Origin of the sequence: Agrobacterium sp. ICMP 6402 (assembly GCF_009498615.1) — a bacterium.
GTDB classification, from domain to species: Bacteria; Pseudomonadota; Alphaproteobacteria; order Rhizobiales; family Rhizobiaceae; genus Agrobacterium; species Agrobacterium burrii.
In genome coordinates, this window is the sequence record NZ_QSNV01000004.1 from 81,984 (window position 1) to 100,190 (window position 18,207).

General features: G+C 59.4%; 17 protein-coding genes. 6 read left to right on the forward strand and 11 right to left on the reverse strand.

The window, feature by feature from the left end; all coding sequences use genetic code 11:
- Window positions 1–59: 59 nt before the first annotated feature.
- Entirely contained in the window at window positions 60–1,004 is a 945-nt protein-coding gene (locus tag DXT96_RS13445) for a nucleoside hydrolase (protein WP_153515178.1), read from the forward strand.
- A 72-nt stretch (window positions 1,005–1,076) separates the two neighbouring features.
- Here DXT96_RS13445 and DXT96_RS13450 read toward each other — a convergent pair whose 3' ends face one another.
- The gene (locus DXT96_RS13450) at window positions 1,077–3,410 is read right to left on the reverse strand and encodes a methyl-accepting chemotaxis protein (protein WP_153515179.1); all 2,334 of its coding nucleotides are present in this window, start codon (window positions 3,408–3,410) and stop codon (window positions 1,077–1,079) included.
- Window positions 3,411–3,574: 164 nt separating this feature from the next.
- Entirely contained in the window at window positions 3,575–4,435 is an 861-nt protein-coding gene (locus tag DXT96_RS13455) for an LOG family protein (protein WP_153515180.1), read from the reverse strand.
- 143 nt (window positions 4,436–4,578) lie between these two features.
- On the opposite strand from DXT96_RS13455, the gene dapD reads away from it, so the two are divergent.
- Genes dapD through DXT96_RS13470 form a run of 3 tightly spaced genes read left to right on the forward strand, consistent with a single transcriptional unit; the run spans window position 4,579 to window position 7,224 of the window.
- Window positions 4,579–5,433 (forward strand): 2,3,4,5-tetrahydropyridine-2,6-dicarboxylate N-succinyltransferase, encoded by an 855-nt coding sequence (gene dapD, locus DXT96_RS13460; RefSeq protein ID WP_153515181.1) that lies wholly within the window; start codon window positions 4,579–4,581, stop codon window positions 5,431–5,433.
- Between the two features lie 14 nt (window positions 5,434–5,447).
- Entirely contained in the window at window positions 5,448–6,644 is a 1,197-nt protein-coding gene (gene dapE / locus DXT96_RS13465; RefSeq protein WP_153515182.1) for a succinyl-diaminopimelate desuccinylase, read from the forward strand.
- Entirely contained in the window at window positions 6,628–7,224 is a 597-nt protein-coding gene (locus DXT96_RS13470) for a hypothetical protein (RefSeq protein ID WP_149898427.1), read from the forward strand. Before dapE ends, DXT96_RS13470 begins: the two co-directional genes overlap by 17 nt.
- A 21-nt stretch (window positions 7,225–7,245) precedes the next feature.
- Here DXT96_RS13470 and truA read toward each other — a convergent pair whose 3' ends face one another.
- Genes truA through def form a run of 3 tightly spaced genes read right to left on the reverse strand, consistent with a single transcriptional unit; the run spans window position 7,246 to window position 9,544 of the window.
- Complete coding sequence (gene truA / locus DXT96_RS13475; protein ID WP_149898426.1) at window positions 7,246–8,046, reverse strand: tRNA pseudouridine(38-40) synthase TruA; 801 nt, start codon at window positions 8,044–8,046, stop codon at window positions 7,246–7,248.
- Window positions 8,046–8,981, reverse strand: a complete 936-nt coding sequence (fmt, locus tag DXT96_RS13480) for a methionyl-tRNA formyltransferase (protein ID WP_153515183.1) — start codon at window positions 8,979–8,981, stop codon at window positions 8,046–8,048. The genes truA and fmt overlap by 1 nt, the downstream gene beginning before the upstream one ends.
- Before the next feature lie 50 nt (window positions 8,982–9,031).
- Window positions 9,032–9,544 carry a peptide deformylase gene (gene def / locus DXT96_RS13485; RefSeq protein ID WP_153515184.1) on the reverse strand — a complete coding sequence of 171 codons (513 nt, stop codon included), beginning with the start codon at window positions 9,542–9,544 and terminating at the stop codon, window positions 9,032–9,034.
- A gap of 149 nt (window positions 9,545–9,693) precedes the next feature.
- Between def and DXT96_RS13490 the strand changes: the two genes are divergently transcribed.
- Both DXT96_RS13490 and DXT96_RS13495 read left to right on the forward strand, forming a co-directional pair.
- Entirely contained in the window at window positions 9,694–10,887 is a 1,194-nt protein-coding gene (locus DXT96_RS13490) for a DNA recombination protein RmuC (protein WP_194287636.1), read from the forward strand.
- 53 nt (window positions 10,888–10,940) lie between these two features.
- Complete coding sequence (locus DXT96_RS13495) at window positions 10,941–11,840, forward strand: ribokinase (RefSeq protein ID WP_153515186.1); 900 nt, start codon at window positions 10,941–10,943, stop codon at window positions 11,838–11,840.
- A 12-nt stretch (window positions 11,841–11,852) separates the two neighbouring features.
- Here DXT96_RS13495 and trmB read toward each other — a convergent pair whose 3' ends face one another.
- The 6 genes from trmB to ybeY form a co-directional block, all read right to left on the reverse strand.
- Complete coding sequence (gene trmB, locus DXT96_RS13500) at window positions 11,853–12,551, reverse strand: tRNA (guanosine(46)-N7)-methyltransferase TrmB (RefSeq protein WP_153515187.1); 699 nt, start codon at window positions 12,549–12,551, stop codon at window positions 11,853–11,855.
- Between the two features lie 174 nt (window positions 12,552–12,725).
- Window positions 12,726–13,988 (reverse strand): methionine adenosyltransferase, encoded by a 1,263-nt coding sequence (gene metK, locus DXT96_RS13505; protein WP_149898420.1) that lies wholly within the window; start codon window positions 13,986–13,988, stop codon window positions 12,726–12,728.
- Window positions 13,989–14,174: 186 nt separating this feature from the next.
- On the reverse strand, window positions 14,175–14,594 hold the full coding sequence (locus tag DXT96_RS13510; RefSeq protein ID WP_046799453.1) for a helix-turn-helix domain-containing protein: 420 nt from the start codon (window positions 14,592–14,594) through the stop codon (window positions 14,175–14,177).
- Between the two features lie 133 nt (window positions 14,595–14,727).
- The gene (lnt, locus tag DXT96_RS13515; protein WP_153515188.1) at window positions 14,728–16,317 is read right to left on the reverse strand and encodes an apolipoprotein N-acyltransferase; all 1,590 of its coding nucleotides are present in this window, start codon (window positions 16,315–16,317) and stop codon (window positions 14,728–14,730) included.
- A 220-nt stretch (window positions 16,318–16,537) separates the two neighbouring features.
- Window positions 16,538–17,683, reverse strand: coding sequence for a hemolysin family protein (locus DXT96_RS13520; RefSeq protein ID WP_149898418.1), 1,146 nt, complete (start codon window positions 17,681–17,683; stop codon window positions 16,538–16,540).
- 15 nt (window positions 17,684–17,698) lie between these two features.
- Window positions 17,699–18,205: an rRNA maturation RNase YbeY gene (gene ybeY, locus DXT96_RS13525; protein WP_153515189.1), complete on the reverse strand. Its 507-nt coding sequence runs from the start codon at window positions 18,203–18,205 to the stop codon at window positions 17,699–17,701.
- Between the last annotated feature and the right edge of the window lie 2 nt (window positions 18,206–18,207).

Genomic DNA, 18,207 nt, shown 5'->3' on the forward strand with positions numbered 1-18,207 from the left:
GCTTGACAAGTGAGTATCCGCCGCTCGAAAAAAGCACTCATCTCAACGGCGGGCAAGACATGGCAGAACGCAGAAAAATCATCATCGACACCGATCCGGGCCAGGACGACGCAGCGGCAATCATGCTCGCTTTCGCAAGCCCTGATGAAATCGACATTCTCGGATTGTGCGCCGTTGCCGGCAACGTCCCGCTGAAACTGACCAGCCGTAATATCCGCATCATCTGCGAATTATGCAACCGCACCGATATTCCCGTTTATGAGGGCGCGGAAAAGCCGCTGGTGCGCAAGCCCATCACCGCCGAGCATGTTCACGGCAGCACCGGTCTCGACGGCCCTGATCTCGATGAGCCGACAATGGAGGCGCAGAAGCAGCACGCGGTCGATTTCATCATCGAAACGCTGATGCGCGAGCCCGCAGGCACGGTGACGCTGTGCACGCTCGGCGCGCTCACCAATGTGGCGCTGGCGCTGCTGAAAGCGCCTGAAATCGCCGACCGCATCAAGGAACTGGTGATGATGGGCGGCGGCTTCTTCGAAGGCGGCAACATCACGCCCGCGGCCGAATTCAACATCTATGTCGATCCGCAGGCAGCCGATATCGTCTTCCGTGCCGGCATTCCGATCGTGATGATGCCGCTCGACGTCACCCATAAGCTCCTGACCACCAAGGCGCGGGTCAGCCGCATTCGTGACATCGGCACACGTCCGGCCATCGCCATGGCGGAAATGCTGGAATTCTTCGAACGTTTCGACATCGAGAAATACGGTTCGGACGGCGGCCCGCTGCACGATCCGTCCGTTATTGCCTATCTCATCAGACCCGAGCTGTTTCAGGGTCGCGAGTGCAACGTCGAAATCGAGGCCACTTCCGAACTGACCATGGGCATGACGGTGGTGGACTGGTGGCGCGTGACCGAACGCCCCGCCAATGCCCGCGTGATGCGCAACGTGGATGCGGACGGTTTCTTCGAATTGCTGACGGAACGTTTTGCCCGGCTCTGAACGGAACGCGGGCATGAAAAAAGGGCCGCTGGTATCGCCAGCGGCCCTTTTTATTTGAAGCGGGAAAACCCGTCAGAATTCCGTCCAGTCATCCTGCGCCAGTGCGTTTGCACCGCTGGTTCTTGGGCGGGGACGCGATGCCGTCGAGCGGGCCGGTGCTGCGGCCGGAGCCGAGGGTGCACGCATGGCAGCTGCCGCGGAGCGCAATTGCTGGCTGGGTTGACCACCGGAGACCGCAAAACCGGCAACAAGCGATTTCAGCGTTTCGGCCTCGCCATTCAGCGTCACGCTGGCCGCCGTGGTTTCTTCCACCATCGCCGCATTCTGCTGGGTGACCTGATCCATCTGGGTAACGGCAGAATTGATTTCCTTCAGACCTACCGCCTGTTCGCTGGCGGAAGCGGAAATCTGCCGTATCAGCTGGTTGATCTGCAAAACCTGATCGGCGATGTTCTTCATCGTCTCACCGGCCTTGCCAACCAGCTGGACGCCCTCGCCCACCTGCCTTGCCGAGGTGTTGATCAGCCCCTTGATCTCCTTGGCGGCGGTTGCAGACCGTTGCGCCAGTTCGCGCACTTCCTGCGCGACTACCGCAAAGCCCTTGCCGGCATCACCCGCGCGGGCCGCTTCCACACCGGCATTCAACGCCAGAAGGTTGGTCTGGAAGGCGATCTCATCAATCACCCCGATGATGCGGGAAATTTCCGCCGAGGATTGCGCGATGCCCTGCATGGAGTTGACGGCCTGCTGTACCACTTCGCCCGACGTGCCGGCATCATCGCAGGCATGGCTGACGGCTCCGGCGGCCTGCGCGGCATTTTCCGCGCTGGAATTGACCTGCGCTGTCAGCTGGTTGAGGGCGGCTGCGGTTTCTTCCAGACTTGCGGCCTGCTGTTCCGTGCGGTGCGAAAGGTCACTGGCGGCGCGGGTGATCTCACCGGTGCCATTGCCGATGGTGACAACCGTCGCATTGACCGTGGAGACGGTTTCCTCGAGGCTTGCCAGCGCCGAGTTGAAATCGCTACGTAGTTTCGCATAGTCGCCGGGGAACTCGTCCTCAATCCGGTAGGTCAGGTTGCCCTGCGAAAGCGCGTTGAGACCGGAGCCAAGCACGCTGACGATATGCTGCTGCATGCGGCTGTTCTCCGTGCGCTCGGATTCCGATCGCTGACGCGCCGTTTCCGCATCACCACGCTGGACAGCGGCATCCGCTTCCATTTCACGAATGCCGGCGAGTTTTGCGCGGAAGCCTTCCAGCGCGGTGGCCACGGCCCCCGTTTCATCCCTGCGGTCCTGCCCGGATACCGGCGCATCGTAACGGCCTTCGCTCAGCGTCCGAACATCCTTGACCAGCGAGGCGAGCGGGTTGCCGACGAAGTGACGCACGGCGAAATAAAGCGCGGTGATGACGGCGGCGAGAATGACGAGCGCACCGATGATCATCATGTAGGTCTGCTCTTCCACCGGCGCGTTCAGTGCCTGATGCGGAATATCCACCAGCACGACCCAGGTGGCGTTGAGGCCGGGAACCGCGAAGGGATAGACGAGGCGGTTATAGGGCGCGTCGGTATCGAGGCCGAGATTTTCAATGAGACCCTGCTTGCCGGAAGCGAGCGCCGCCTGAACAGCGCTGACGCCGTCTCCGTCATAGGCCTTCATATTCTGCTCGGGCGTCGGCGGCACCAGCCACTGGCCGCCCTGCGACACGAGCGTCACGCGGCCGGTCTCGAAAGGACGCAGCGCCTGCAGCTTCTGCGACAGCGCGGCAAGAGAAATATCGACGCCGGCGACGCCGATCATCTTGCCGTCCGACATGACGGGATAGGCAAGCGAGGTCATGGTCGTGGGCACTTCCGTGCCCTGCGCGAGATAGGGCTGGGTGATGGCGCCCTTGCCCGTCTTGGCGGCAAGCGCCCACCATTCAGCGGCGTAGTCATTATCGAAAGTCGAGAACTGGATGTCACCCTTCTGGGTCTTCGACCAATAGGGGGCGAAGACGCCATTTTTATTGGTGCCGAGATCGAGCCTGTTGGCAATCTCGGTGCTCTGGCCGTCGAAAAGGCCGAGCTGCTCGCAGAACCAGCTTCCGAAAGCGAAAGCATTCTGTTCGACATTGGCCTTGAGGATGTTGACCATGCCGGGGCGATCCATCGATTTCGCCTGATGCGCACGGCCGATGACGCCGGCCATGGAGCGCGCAGCGCTGCCGAGTTCGCCCACATCGGCGGCGATGACGTTGGCGATGGCGCGCGCCTCGGTATTCGCCTGATCCATAGTCAGCGCATGCACACGGTCGCTGGTCTGGGAAATGAGGAAGGAATTCGATGCGACCAAGACCGTGGTGATGGCACAGCCGGTTACGAGAATAAGCTTGGTCGCAAGCGACTTCACTTTGAAATTGAACATTTTGGCCTCGATCAAATCGTCTGCCGGGAGGCTGACGTCAACGGATGATAAATCTCCGTCATGGAGGCCCGTCCACATGGACAGTGCGCTGCAGCGCGACGAGGCAAAATTAGAGTATCTTTGCTAATTAAGCCCTAAAATTACTTCGTCGCACCAAGCAGAAATCAGTGTTCGTAGTGGTCCGAAATGATTTTCCACGCATCATCCGCCGTTTCAGCGAAATTCAGTAACTTCATATCTTCCGGCGCGATGGTGCCGAAATCCGCCAGAAACTCGAAATTGATCACGGATCGCCAGAATTTCTCTCCGAACAGGATAAGCGGAATCGGCTCCATACGTTTGGTCTGAATGAGGGTCAGCGCTTCGAAAAGTTCATCCAGCGTGCCGAAACCGCCGGGGAAAATTACCACGGCCTTCGCCCGCATCAGAAAATGCATCTTGCGGATGGCGAAATAGTGGAAATTGAAGCTCAGCTCCGGCGTAACATAGGGGTTGGGTGCCTGCTCGTGCGGCAGAACGATGTTAAGACCGATCGACGGGCCGCCCACATCGGCAGCACCACGATTGCCCGCTTCCATGACACCGGGACCGCCGCCGGTGACCACGACATATTCGAGATGATCAGATTTCGCGCCGTAGTCGGTGCAAATCCGGGCGAATTTGCGCGCCTCGTCGTAATAGACCGATGATTGTTCGAGATTGTGCTTCTGCGTCTCGTTACGCGCCGCCCAGGCCTCGCCGCCGGGTTCGGGAATGCGGGCACCGCCAAACATGACGACGGTGGATTTTATCCCACGCTCGGTGAGCGCCATTTCCGTCTTCAGAAGTTCCAGCTGCAACCGGACGGGGCGCAATTCCTCACGGCAGAGGAAATCCATGTCCACATAGGCAAGCCGGTAGGACGGAGAGTCCGACTGCGGCGTTTTTGGAACGACCTCGGCCTGCTGCTTGTCCGCAGAGCTGCGTTTCAGGGGATCCCACACCCCGTCCTTACGCCGCAATTTGCCATTTTTCAGTCGTGTCATTTCCATGCCTTTCGTCTGACGCGCCAAATCACCCAAATCACATTGACGCCTTTCCAACACTCCCTTAGATCAAATGGCCAAAGCCTTCCAGCGGCGCGGGACCTTCCGTGACCAAGACCACACGCGACTTTAAGGAATTTTCCATGAGCCTTACGGATCTCACCTCCCTCGAAACCATCATCGAAACCGCCTTCGACAACCGCGATGGTGTGAACGTATCGACGAAGGGCGAGGTTCGCGACGCGGTGAACACATCTCTTCAACTTCTCGACAGCGGCAAGGCGCGCGTCGCTGAAAAGCAGGCGGATGGCAACTGGAAGGTGAACCAGTGGCTGAAAAAGGCCGTGCTCCTTTCCTTCCGTCTGAACGATATGGAGATCGTGACCGGCGGACCGGGCGAATCCACCTGGTGGGACAAGGTGCCGTCGAAGTTCGAAAACTGGGGTGAAAACCAGTTCCGCGCCGCCGGTTTCCGCGCCGTGCCGAATGCCGTCGTGCGCCGTTCGGCTTACGTGGCGAAGAACGTCGTGCTGATGCCGTCTTTCGTCAACCTCGGCGCCTATGTCGATGAAGGCACGATGGTCGACACCTGGGCAACCGTCGGTTCCTGCGCCCAGATCGGCAAGAACGTGCACCTCTCCGGCGGCGTCGGCATTGGCGGCGTTCTGGAGCCGCTTCAGGCCGGCCCGACCATCATCGAGGATAATTGCTTCATCGGCGCCCGTTCGGAGGTCGTCGAAGGCTGCATCGTGCGCGAAGGCGCGGTTCTCGGCATGGGCGTGTTCATCGGCAAGTCTACCAAAATCGTCGACCGCGCCACCGGCGAGATCACCTATGGCGAAGTGCCGCCCTATTCCGTCGTCGTTGCCGGCACCATGCCGGGCAAGCCTTTCCCGAACGGCGAGTCGGGCCCGAGCCTTTATTGCGCCGTCATCGTCAAGCGCGTCGATGAAAAGACCCGCTCCAAGACCGGCATCAACGAGCTTCTGCGCGACTGATAAAAGCGACTGCCATGACCACGACCGATCCCGTTTCCAACCTCGCCGCCCTTATTCGCTGCCCTTCGGTGACGCCCGCCGAAGGCGGTGCGCTTTCGCTGCTCGATACGCTGCTTTCACCGCTTGGTTTTGCGGTGGAGCGCGTGATGGCAACGGAAGAGGGAACGCCTGACGTGGAGAACCTCTACGCCCGGCTCGGTAGCGAGGGTCCGCATCTGATGTTTGCGGGCCATACGGATGTCGTCCCCGTGGGCGACGAGGCCGCGTGGAGCCATCCGCCCTTTGCCGCCAACATTGCTGGCGGAGAAATGTACGGTCGCGGTGCGGTGGACATGAAGGGCGGTATCGCCTGTTTCGTCGCCGCCATTGCCCGCCATATCGAAAAACACGGCAAACCGCAGGGATCGGTTTCCTTCCTGATCACTGGCGATGAGGAAGGCCCGTCGATCAACGGCACCTCCAAGCTTCTGGAATGGGCCGCCGCCAAGGGCGAGACATGGGATGCCTGCGTGGTAGGCGAGCCAACCAACCCCGACCAGCTGGGCGACATGATCAAGATCGGCCGGCGGGGATCGCTTTCCGGTCGGATCACGGTCCACGGCGTGCAGGGGCATGCCGCCTATCCGCATCTCGCCGACAATCCCATTCGCGGACTGCTGCAACTGACCCATGCACTGATGCATCCGCCTTTCGATCACGGCACGGATAATTTCCAGCCATCCAATCTGGAAGTCACGACCGTCGATACAGGCAATGCTGCCACCAATGTCATTCCGGCACGGGCGACGGCGGCCTTCAACATCCGTTTCAACGATACCTGGACCGCGGAAAGCCTGCGGACAGAAATCATCCGCCGTCTAGATGCCGCCGCAGCCGAGGGCGAGCTTCGCCCTGATCGCAGCCCGGTCAAATATGAGATCGTCTGGGCCGACCGACCGGCTCACGTTTTCCTGACGCGCAACAACGCGCTCATCTCGTCGCTATCAGGCGCGGTTGAGGCCGTGACTGGCAAGGAACCGAAGCTTTCGACCACCGGCGGTACCTCGGATGCGCGCTTCATCAAGGATTATTGCCCGGTGGTGGAGTTCGGTCTCGTCGGACAGACCATGCATATGGTCGATGAACGTGTGGCGGTTGCCGATCTCGAGACGCTGACGCGTATTTACGCGACCTTTATCGAACGCTGGTTCGCCCATGCCGACGGCAAGTGAAATAAGGCTTTATCTGAAGGGCCTGTGGCTGCTGCTGCTCGGCGACCACACCGGTGCGCGCTATCTGGATCTTTCCGAGCGCGGCATGTGGCGCTCCTTCTATTCCGCCCTCTGGTGCCTGCCCGCCATGCTGGTGTCCTGGCTGTGGCTGCGTGCTGCGTTCCTGGCCAGCTATCCGCCCGGAACCGGAACAGGGTTCATCTTTTTTTTCCGCCTGGCGATGGTCGAGGCCATCTGCTGGATCGTGCCGCTGCTGTTGATCGGCATGCTGCTGTTCGCCTTCGGCGCACGGGAAAAATTCGCGCCACTCGTCACCACCATGAACTGGCTGTCGCTGCCGTTTTCCTATGCCTATGCGGTTCTGATCCTGATCGCATTCTTCCTGCCGCCCTTACAGGGGCTGATCGCCATTCTGTGGCTGGCGCTGCTCCTGTCGCTGGTCTTCGCCTTTTCGCGGATCGTGCGGTTTTTCATCCGCGACCAGTCGCTGCTCGCCTCGGCCATCGTCATGACACTGCTCGTTCCCGCCATGCTTCTGTCGGAGGCGCTACAGCGTTTTCTCGGCGTCTATCCGGCCTAAGCATTGAGGCGGACTTCCAAGTCAGTCTGCGTCCTCGGCCGTTTCGACTTTTGAATAGACACGCGGCGGAATGACATCAGGATAATCAACCTGCATGAAATAAAGACCGTCCGGCGGGGCGACGGGGCCGCAGGCCTTGCGATCCTGCGCCTCCAGTGCCGCACGCACGTCTTCCGGCGTCATGGCGCCCTCACCGGCCATTTTCAGCGTACCGGCGAAAGAGCGGATTTGGTTATGCAGGAAACTCTGCGCCGTCGCGCGGATTTCGATGAGGTCGCCGTTGCGCGTCACATCCAGCCGGTCGAGTGTCCGGATCGGGCTGTTCGCCTGACAATGAACCGAGCGAAAGGTGGTGAAATCGTGCCGGCCGACGAGCATCTGCGCAGCTGCATGCATGCGCTCATGGTCCATGTCCTTCGACACCCACCATGCGCGTTTGTGCTCCAGCGCCAGCCGAGCCTTCCGGCAGATGATGCGATAGAGATAATGGCGGCGGGTGGCGGAAAAACGGGCGTCGAAATCTTCCGTCACGGCAGCGACGTCGAGAACCGAAACGGCCTCTTTCGCCATGGCCAGATGAGCGTTGATAGCATTGCGAAGCTTATACGGCTCCCAATCGCGCGAAAGATCGGCATGGGCCACCTGCCCGACAGCGTGTACGCCGGAATCGGTGCGACCCGCGCCGCGAATGGAAACGGTCTCCCCGGTCAGCGAGCGGATCGCTGCCTCTAGCGCGCCTTGAACAGAGGGGCCGTTCTCCTGTCTCTGCCAGCCGAAATAGGGTGAGCCGTCATATTCGACGGTCATGCGGAAACGTGGCATCAGCCAAGCCTCGTTGTGGGGGGAACCGGCGTGCCGCGAACGAAATCGGCAGCCGACAGCGGCTTGCCCCCCGCCTTCTGCAAGCGGGTGAGCCGCACCGCACCGCTGCCGCAGGCGATGGTGAGAGCGTCGTCGAGCACCGCGCCCGCTTCCCCCATGCCGCTCGCCAGTTCGGAGCCCAGAACCTTCACGCGCTCCGCCTTGCCACCGATTTTCATCTCCAGCCACGCGCCCGGAAAAGGCGAAAGGCCACGAATATGATTATGCACATCCTGTGCCGGCCGGGAAAAATTAATCCGGGTCTCGCCCTTGTCAATCTTGGAAGCGTAAACAACGCCCTCTTCCGCCTGTGTGACCAGGGGCAGGTCGTCTGCTTCCAGTCTGTCCATCGCCTGCCGCATCAGCCGCGCGCCGGCGAGCATGAGACTGTCGTGCAATTCGCCGGCGGTCATGTTCTCGCCGATTGCAACCTTCGCCGTCAGTGCGACGGGGCCGGTATCCAGCCCCTTTTCCATTTTCATGACCATCATGCCGGTCTCGGCATCGCCAGCCATGATCGCCCGCTGGATCGGAGCCGCACCGCGCCAGCGCGGCAGCAACGAGGCGTGGCCATTGTAGCAGCCAAGGCGCGTGCCGGAGAGGATCGCTTCGGGCAGGAGCAGACCGTAAGCCACGACGACCGCAACATCGGCGTTGAAGTCCCGGAACTGATGGCGATCTTCTTCCGCCTTGAAGTTCACCGGCGTCAGAACGGGAAGCCCCAGCAATTCGGCAGCCTGATGCACCGGCGACTTTTGCAGGTCGAGGCCACGGCGACCACCGGGACGCGGCGGCTGCGTATAAACAGCAACGACCTCGTGACCCGCTTCCACCAATGTACGTAAGGTCGGAACGGAAAAATCCGGCGTACCCATGAAGATGATGCGAAGAGCCATCGTCGCCCCCTGCCCTTTCTGCCGTTCCGTCTCATGCTAAGGAGGACGAATCAGACCTTTGTGCGGGCCGCTTTGGTGAATTTCTTGATGACCATGTCGCGCTTCAACCGCGAAATATGGTCGATGAACAGAACACCGTTCAGGTGATCGATCTCGTGCTGCAAACAAGTCGCCAAAAGACCATCCGCCTCGACAGTCACCTGCTTGCCGTCACGACCGACATATCGGACCGTCAGCGCCGCAGGGCGCTCCACTTCGGCGTAATAATCGGGAATGGAAAGGCAACCCTCCTCATAGGTCGAGATATCATCCGACACCTTGAGGATTTCCGGATTGATGAAGACGACGGGGGTCTTTTCTTCGCCTTCACGTGCAACGTCGATCACCAGCATCCGCCGCGCGACGCCGACCTGAATAGCGGCAAGACCAATGCCCGGCGCGTCATACATGGTTTCCAGCATGTCGTCGGCGAGACGCAGCACTTCGGCATCCACCTGTTCGATGGGCTTCGATTGCTGGCGCAGCACGGGATCGGGCAAAATGATAAGCGGTTTGATAGTCATGGCTTCCCATAACGTATCTCTTGCGCGGAGGAAATAAAAAACACGAGCGGTCAAACTGCGCCGGGCTTCCGCTCTCCCGGACTCATTTCCGCCGCAGGAATGTTCTTGTTTTGATCTTACGAATCACAAGAAATCTGCTAGATTTAATCATGAGCATAGATTTATCCGTTCTCCTCGATCCAGCATTGCGGGCCGGTTCCGTCGATATCAGCTTCGGCGCGCTGCTCGCGGCCGTGGTTTTCGGCCTGGCAATCACGTGGCTGGTCACGACGAACCGCGTGAAAAAAGCGGGAGCCGATGGTGAAATCTCCGATCTGCTGAAAACCCAGTCCGAACTGCACGGCCGTATCGCCGCCATGGCGGAGACGCTTGGCACACGCCAGACCGAGATGAGCCAGACGCTGAACCAGCGTCTCGACGGCATGTCGCAGCGGCTGGGCGAAACGTTGACGGAACAGACACGATCAACGCACGAAAATCTGAGCCGCCTGCAGGAACGCCTCGCGGTCATCGATGCCGCACAGGGCAATATTCAGGATCTGGCCAAGGATGTCGTCGGGCTGCAGGCGATCCTCTCCAACAAACAGACCCGCGGAGCTTTCGGACAGGCGCGCATGGAAGCACTGATCGCCGATGCCCTCCCCGTCGGCGCTTTCCAGCTTCAGCCGACGCTTTCGAACGGTTACCGGCCGGATTGTACGATCAAGATGCCGAATAATGCACCATCGCTCGTCATCGACGCCAAGTTTCCGCTGGAAGCGTGGAACGCACTGAAAGCAGATGAATCGCCGGACGCGAAGCGCGCCGCCACCCAGCAATTCCGCCGCGATATGGAAGTGCATATTCGCGACGTGGCGGAGAAATATCTCATTCGCGGCGAGACACAGGATACGGCCTTCATCTTCGTACCCTCCGAATCAATCTTCGCCGATATTCACCAGCATTTCGAATATCTGGTGCAGCGCGCCCACCGTGCCCGCGTCGTCATCGTTTCGCCGTCGCTTCTGATGCTGTCGGTGCAGGTCATCCAGTCGGTACTGAAAGATCAGCGCATGCGCGAGCAGGCGCATCTCATTCAGGGCGAAGTGGCGCTGCTGATGGACGATGTGCGGCGGCTGGACGATCGGACACGCAAGCTGCAGGCCCATTTCGGGCTGGCGCAGAAGGACGTCGACATGATGCTGATTTCCTCCGACAAAGTGTTGGCGCGCGGCCAGAAGATTGAAGGCCTCGATTTTTCGCCGACGGAAAAAGAAGCTGCGCATGGGGAAATCGAGCAGGCACGTCGCTTTGCGGAGAACAGAGCCGGTGCGGCAAAGTTGCGGGTGGTTGACGACGAGTGATCGTCTCGGGCAAAGTCGCCGCCTTGCTTGAATTTCATACGGATATGCCCGCCATGATTACTGTTTTCGGCTCCATCAACATGGACCTCATCGCCACCGCCAAGCGCCTTCCCAAGCCCGGTGAAACCGTGACGGGAGAGAGCTTCTCCACCGCGGCGGGCGGAAAGGGAGCCAATCAGGCGCTTGCCGCAAAGCGGGCCGGCACCACGGTCAAAATGGCTGGCGCTGCGGGCGACGATACGTTTGCCGCACCGGCCCTGACCTTGCTGCGTGATGCCGGGACCGACCTCTCGCTCGTCAAGGCCGCGCCCGGCCCGACCGGTACGGCGATGATCCTTATCGGTGAAGGCGGGGAAAACATGATCTCGGTCATTCCTGCCGCTAATGGCGAAGTTTCCGCATCCGACGCAGCAAAGGTCGTGGCGGAGATGTCGGCGGGCGATATTCTGATGCTGCAGTTCGAGATACCAGCGCCTGCCATCGAAGCCGCGCTGGCGGCCGCAAAGGCGAAACGCATCACCACCGTCATCAATACCGCGCCGCTGACCGCGGACGGACCACGCCTCGCTGGCCTTGCAGATATCGTCATCGCCAATGAAACCGAGTTCGAGCTGCTGATCGGCAAGAACGGGCTTTCCGATTCGGAGCGGCAAAACGAACTCAAGGCCCTGCATGAGAAGACCGGCCAGACATTGATCGTGACGCTTGGTGCGGACGGCGTCATCGCCATTCGCAATAGCAAGCTTTACCGGGCGGCCGGTTTGAAAATCGTGCCAGTCGATACGGTTGGCGCGGGCGATACCTTCTGCGGTTATCTCGCCGCCAGCCTCGATCAGGGCATGGATTTCGAAAAGGCGCTGAAGCGCGCCGCTGTCGCGGGTTCGCTCGCCTGCACCCGCGCCGGCGCCCAGCCTTCCATCCCGCTTGCGGCGGAAGTGGATGCGAATATCTGAGACTTCAGCCGCTCAGCGACGAATGAAAGTGAGATAGGCCGAGCTGCGGCCTTCTCTTTTCGCCTTGTTCTCATAACGCGTCCCCGGCCAGTTGGCATAGGGCGTGCGCCAGTCGTCGGCGCTCGTCGCCGTCCATTCGAAACCGCCATGGCGGGCGCAATGCTGCAGCGTCCAGTTGACGTAGGTATCGATATCCGATGCGAAGCAGAACTTGCCGCCGGGTTTCAGCACCCTGTGGAAGCGGGCAAGATTGACGTCGGAGACGAAACGGCGTTTCCAGTGCTTCTTCTTCGGCCATGGATCGGGATAAAGAAGATCGATGTGATCGATCGACCCTTCCGGCAGCCAGTCCAGCAGTTGCGTCGCGTCATCATCGTAAAGGCGGATATTCATCAATTCGCCTTCGCGCACGCTTGCCAAGAGCTTGGCCATGGAATTGACGAATGGTTCAACCCCGATGAAACCCGTCTCCGGGTTCTCAACCGCACGATGGGCAAGATGCTCACCGCCGCCGAAACCGATCTCAAGACGGACAGATTTCACATCCGCCGGAAAGAGAGCCACGAGATTCTGCGGTGGCGCGTTCTCCAGATCGATTTTCAGCAAAGGCAGCAGGTTTTCGATCGTGTCGATTTGCTGGTTGCGCAAAGGCTTGCCCTTGCGTCTGCCAAAAAACGCTTCCGTTGCGCGTGAGCGCCGCTCTTCCGTCATCTCATACTCTCAAGAACAAATAGACTTAACCCGCACAGAGCCACGTGAATGGCCGCTGTGCGGGTTACAAATGGTGCAAACGGTATCTCTCAATCGCCGTCGAATGACAAGGCTTGGAACAAGCCCCCGCATTTTCTGGCCGTAAAACCGCGATGCACTTTTACTGGAAATGCGTCAAGCGCTCAAAGCTTCCTTGAGCGGCTTTACCAGATCGAGCTTCTCCCAAGAGAAGGAGCCGTCACGGCCGGCCTTGCGGCCGAAATGGCCGTAAGAGGACGTCTTGGCATAGATCGGCTTGTTGAGATCGAGATGACGGCGGATGCCCGACGGCGACAGGTCCATGACCTTGCGGATCGCGCCTTCGACCTGATCTTCGCTGACCTTGCCCGTGCCGTGCAGATCGACATAGATCGACAAAGGCTGGGCGATGCCGATCGCATAGGCGATCTGGATGGTGCAGCGCTCGGCCAAACCGGCAGCAACCACATTCTTAGCGAGGTAGCGGGCGGCATAGGCGGCAGAACGGTCGACCTTGGTCGTGTCCTTGCCGGAGAATGCACCGCCACCGTGCGGGGCAGCGCCACCATAGGTGTCGACGATGATCTTGCGGCCGGTCAAGCCGGCATCGCCATCGGGACCGCCGATGACGAATTTGCCCGTCGGGTTGATATACCACTGGCAATCGTCGGCGATCTTCAGGTCGCCCAGAGCTTCGCGGATATAGGGCTCGACGACGGCGCGAACCTTCTTCGAATCCCAGCTTGCATCGAGATGCTGCGTTGAAAGAACGATGGACACGGCTTCCGAAGCCTTACCATCGACGTAACGAACGGTCACCTGGCTCTTGGCATCCGGTCCGAGCTTTGCCGCTTCGCCTTCGCCGCTCTTGCGGGCGGTAGCGAGAAGCTGCAGGATACGGTGCGAATAATAGATCGGGGCCGGCATCAGGTCCGGCGTTTCCTTGCAGGCATAACCGAACATGATGCCCTGGTCGCCAGCACCCTCATCGCCCTGCTTGTCGGAAGCGCTGTCGACGCCCTGCGCGATATCCGCCGACTGCGGATGCAGGAGAACGTCGATCTTGGCCGTCTTCCAGTGAAAACCGTCCTGCTCGTAGCCGATATCGCGGATCGCCTTGCGGGCAGCGGACTTGAATTTGGAAGGATTGATGACCGGATGGCCGGCGGCGTCCTTGACGACCTTGCCGTCCTTGTCCTTCTTCAGCAGGGTATCGGGAACCCGAACCTCACCGGCGATAACGACGCGGTTGGTCGTCGCAAGCGTCTCGCATGCGATGCGCACGGTCCATGGGTCAACACCCGTCTTGGACGCTTCACGATAAATGAGATCGACGATTTCATCGGAAATACGGTCACAAACCTTGTCCGGATGACCTTCGGCCACGGACTCGCTGGTGAACAGGTAATTGGCACGCATGCGGGATTCCCCTCAAAGAACGGTCTTCGAGTTTGTTAGTCATTTCGACCACGAAAGACAAGGACACAACCACATAAATATATCTTTATGTGAGAATTCCTTTCTAATCTGGCACAAAAAAACGGCCCTTGCGGACCGTTGAGTGTCCGGCGCCCTTGCCGGAAATTATGGGCATCGCTGTCGAGACTATTCCGCGTCTCCTTCGGCGGCGAGCGCCTTGACGAGATCAACGAGACGGCGGCGAACCTTGGGATCGGCGATCTTCACAAAAGCGCGGTTCAACTGCAGACCTTCAGCCGAGGACAGGAAGTCAACCACGTAGTTGGAGCTGGAGGCTTCCGCCATGCCTGTCGCGCCGCCAACCTGATCACCAGGAGCGTCTTCGAAAAAGAAGGACACCGGAACGTTGAGGATCGCGGAAATATTCTGAAGACGGCTCGCACCGACGCGGTTCGTGCCCTTTTCATATTTCTGGATTTGCTGAAAGGTAATTCCAAGGCTTTCACCCAGCTTTTCCTGGCTCATGCCGAGCATGGTTCTGCGGAGACGAATTCGGCTTCCGACATGAATGTCGATGGGGTTAGGCTTTTTCTTATTCTCGGTCATCATGCGGTCCTGACACTCGGAAAGGGTTGATATCTCGCTTCATTACTATTCGAAGAAATGAGCCGGCATTTCGACAGCGTCTAAACTTGTTTTACGACTGACGTATTCACTATGCAATTGCGGGAGTTCCCGGTCAATTCTGACGCCGGGCAAAACTCCAGGCAGGAAATACCGCAACGATTAGCATGATTGAAAAAATCAACCAGAAATACGTCCGATGTGTGTCGTAAGTAAATGCGTCGTTTGACCCACCACTCAAAGTGGCGTCAACAATTCCGACCCGACCGTAGTCCAACCCGGCAATAATGCGCCCATAGGGGTCTATGACGGCGGAAATTCCGGTATTGGCGCCGCGAATCACCGGCACTCCCGTTTCCACAGCCCGGACTCTCGCCTGCAAAAAGTGCTGATAAGGACCAGGCGTGTTGCCGAACCAGCCGTCATTTGTCACGTTCAGTATTGCTGCCGAACCCGCCAGACCCGGCGTCATCTCACCGGGAAAAATGATCTCGTAACAGATCAGGGGATAGAAGGTCTTGCCGGAAGGCAGCGTCAGGGGCATGCGCGACGAGGCGGCGGAGAAACCACCCGGCAGGCTGATGACATTGTCGATGCCGAACTCCCGCAAAATGCCTTCGAAGGGAACATATTCGCCAAAGGGCGTCAGGTGAACCTTGTCGCTTGCGGCGATGATTTCGCCCTGGCTGTCGATTGCATAGACTGAATTGTAATAACGCGGCGGTCGGCCAGCACCTTGATCTTCCATTCGGACAGCGCCGGTGAACAGGATTTGCCCGTCCTCCAGCGTCTTTGCGATTTCCGCCAGAGCGTCCGGGTTCTGCGTCAGGATGAAGGGCACGGAGGTTTCCGGCCAGACGACGATATCGGGGCGCTTTCTCCCTTCACCGGGCGGCAGCGCCGTCAGCCGCAGATGTTCGCCGAAAATCTCTGCCCGGTCGGCGTTGAGCATTTTACGGGACTGATCGATGGAGGGCTGTACGATCCTGACGGTCAGCGCATCCGCCGGTGTCTCCACCGGTGTCTGAAGGCGATAGAAGCCATAACCGAAATGGCCGGCCAGCAGCAGGCCCGCCAGAGCTAGGCCCGGCCACATGCCTTTTTTCGTGCCAATCAGGGCCGGCGAGGCGAAAATGAAGACAGCAAGCGTGGTGACGCTGAAAAGCCCGAGCAGATGGGCGGACTGCATCATGACGGGGATAGGCATGATGCCGTAACCGATGGCGTTCCAGGGAAATCCAGTCGCAAGAAAACTGCGCAGCCATTCAAACAAGCCGAATGCGGCGGCAAGGGCGGCAATACGGCCGAGACCATCCGACCAGACGATGTTGGCGGCTGCGACCGCAAAACCGTAAAACAGCGCAAGAAGAGCCGGAAGGCCGATGATGGCAAGCGGCAGCGCCCAGGCGAACTCGTCTGCCTCCAGCAAAAGGGCATTGCCCAACCACCAAAGACCCGCCAAGAAATAGCCGAAGCCGAAACACCAGCCGATGCCAAAAGCGGGCAGGATACGGCTGAAGATGCCGCCGCCCGGCTTGCCGGTGCAGCCATCCACCAGCCAGACAAGCAGGGTGAAAGAGAAAAACAGCGCCGCGAAAAAACCGAATGGAGGCAATGCCAGCGCTCCGACCGCGCCTGCGGCAATTGCCATCACTGCGCGGCTTTTGCCACCCGCCAGCATTACCCTGCCTGCAAGACGCTCCATGCCATCTCCGTTTTATGCGCGCCCGGAAAAGCCCGCCCCGACAAGGCCGCGCCACGGAATTTTCCCTCAGACCCGGAGTAACGGAAAAAAGATTCGCAGTCCACAGGAGTGGATAAAGCCCTGATGACCGGGTGTACTTTTCGTCGGCCAACAGAAGCATTCAAAGCTGCCGGACCGACATTCAAGCAGCGAACCGACGGGATTACCCCGCCGGTCCTCTTCAGTCGGCATTCTGCTGGTGCGTGATGAGACGAACATCCGGCGCGGGCAGCGCAATCACCTCATTGTCGCGGGCATCGCCCGGTGCGCGATCATCCTGCCCTTCCGAGCCGTGATCACGGACGATGCGAACACCCTTGATACGCCTTGTATCCGCATCGAGAATCTGGAACTCGAAACCGGGCACGGCCCTGACCACCTCGCCCTTGGCCGGTATGCGGCCGAGCGCGAAGAAGATGAGACCGCCGAGCGTATCGATTTCTTCCAGATGTTCGCGGACATCGAATTCCGGGCCGATCGCCTCGGCAAGCTCGGTGAGTTCGGCGCGGGCATCGGCCACAAGCACGTCGGGGGAAAGACGCGAAAACATCGTCTCGTCCTTGTCGTGCTCGTCATCGATATCGCCCACGACCATCTCAACGATGTCCTCATGGCTGACGAGGCCGTCCGTACCGCCATATTCATCGATCACGAGAGCGAGCTGTGTTCTCTGCGCCTGCATGGTCTTCAAGAGATTGGAGGCGAGCATGGAGGGCGGCGCAAACAGAATTTTACGCACCAGCCCGGCATCGGCAACCGTCTGTTCAAGATCCACCCGCGCCAGGTCGAAATTCGGGCGCGGCGAACGCGGCGCTTTCGCTTCGCCATAAGCGACGCTGCGCGAGCCGGCCCGCCGCTTGTTGCGCGCCTGCTTGGCGACATAGGCCAAGAGATCGCGAATGTGGATCATGCCCTTGGGGTCATCCAGCGTTTCATCATAGACCGGCATACGGGAGCGGCCGGTTTCCTCAAAGAGGATCAGCGCCTCGCCGATGGTCATGTTCTGGTCGAGACCGTCGATATCGACGCGCGGGATCATGATATCTTCGACCCGAACTTCCCGGAAACGCAGGATATTGTTCAGCATCGCCCGCTCTTCGGGCGAAAAGGCAGCACCGATTTCGGTGTCGGCCATCAGCGCGTCGGTCAAATCCTCGCGCAGGCGCTCGCCCTGTGACGGTTTCAGCAACCGTGATATGCGCGACCAGATCGTCGATCTCGGCTTTGCAGGAGAGTCTTGACGTAAGTGGCTACTGCCTTCCTCCGAAGAGGACTGCTCGCCGTTTTCTCTGCCCTCATTGGCAGGTCGTGCAGAATGTTCGTTCATGGCTCCAGACAATATTCAAAGCGGTTCTTGACCCGCGTATGGATCAGATAGGCCAAGCACCGCCAAAATGCGAGTCTCAAGCGACTCCATTTCTTCCGCTTCTTCCTCGTCCATGTGGTCATAACCAAATAAATGCAGGAACCCATGAACGAGAAGATGGGTCAGATGATCCTCGAAACTCTTGTCAAGTTCAAGGGCCTCGCGCTCAACCGTCTCGCGCGCGATGACGATATCGCCCAGCATCGGACCGGGCATTCCGCCCGGTTCCAGCGGAAAAGCGGGGAAAGACAAGACATTGGTCGCCTTGTCCTTGTCGCGCCATTCGGCATTGATTTCCCGAATATTTTCATCATCGGTAAAGACCAGCGACAGTTCCACCGGCATTTTCGGGAAGGGTTGCTCCTCTTCCCGCTTCAGATAATCGACCGCCGCATCCAGTACCTTGGTGGCGAAGGCAGCCAAGTCCTCTTCCGAGGACCAGCCTTCGGCCTCGACGCTGATTTGAATATCAAGAGCTGTCATTG

Excerpts from the sequence above, each read along its gene's own strand:
- DXT96_RS13445 (WP_153515178.1), top strand. The coding sequence starts at position 60 with ATGGCAGAACGCAGAAAAATCATCATCGACACCGATCCGGGCCAGGAC.
- DXT96_RS13450 (WP_153515179.1), bottom strand. The coding sequence starts at position 3,410 with ATGTTCAATTTCAAAGTGAAGTCGCTTGCGACCAAGCTTATTCTCGTA.
- DXT96_RS13455 (WP_153515180.1), bottom strand. The coding sequence starts at position 4,435 with ATGACACGACTGAAAAATGGCAAATTGCGGCGTAAGGACGGGGTGTGG.
- dapD (WP_153515181.1), top strand. The coding sequence starts at position 4,579 with ATGAGCCTTACGGATCTCACCTCCCTCGAAACCATCATCGAAACCGCC.
- dapE (WP_153515182.1), top strand. The coding sequence starts at position 5,448 with ATGACCACGACCGATCCCGTTTCCAACCTCGCCGCCCTTATTCGCTGC.
- DXT96_RS13470 (WP_149898427.1), top strand. The coding sequence starts at position 6,628 with ATGCCGACGGCAAGTGAAATAAGGCTTTATCTGAAGGGCCTGTGGCTG.
- truA (WP_149898426.1), bottom strand. The coding sequence starts at position 8,046 with ATGCCACGTTTCCGCATGACCGTCGAATATGACGGCTCACCCTATTTC.
- fmt (WP_153515183.1), bottom strand. The coding sequence starts at position 8,981 with ATGGCTCTTCGCATCATCTTCATGGGTACGCCGGATTTTTCCGTTCCG.
- def (WP_153515184.1), bottom strand. The coding sequence starts at position 9,544 with ATGACTATCAAACCGCTTATCATTTTGCCCGATCCCGTGCTGCGCCAG.
- DXT96_RS13490 (WP_194287636.1), top strand. The coding sequence starts at position 9,694 with ATGAGCATAGATTTATCCGTTCTCCTCGATCCAGCATTGCGGGCCGGT.
- DXT96_RS13495 (WP_153515186.1), top strand. The coding sequence starts at position 10,941 with ATGATTACTGTTTTCGGCTCCATCAACATGGACCTCATCGCCACCGCC.
- trmB (WP_153515187.1), bottom strand. The coding sequence starts at position 12,551 with ATGACGGAAGAGCGGCGCTCACGCGCAACGGAAGCGTTTTTTGGCAGA.
- metK (WP_149898420.1), bottom strand. The coding sequence starts at position 13,988 with ATGCGTGCCAATTACCTGTTCACCAGCGAGTCCGTGGCCGAAGGTCAT.
- DXT96_RS13510 (WP_046799453.1), bottom strand. The coding sequence starts at position 14,594 with ATGACCGAGAATAAGAAAAAGCCTAACCCCATCGACATTCATGTCGGA.
- lnt (WP_153515188.1), bottom strand. The coding sequence starts at position 16,317 with ATGGAGCGTCTTGCAGGCAGGGTAATGCTGGCGGGTGGCAAAAGCCGC.
- DXT96_RS13520 (WP_149898418.1), bottom strand. The coding sequence starts at position 17,683 with ATGAACGAACATTCTGCACGACCTGCCAATGAGGGCAGAGAAAACGGC.
- ybeY (WP_153515189.1), bottom strand. The coding sequence starts at position 18,205 with ATGACAGCTCTTGATATTCAAATCAGCGTCGAGGCCGAAGGCTGGTCC.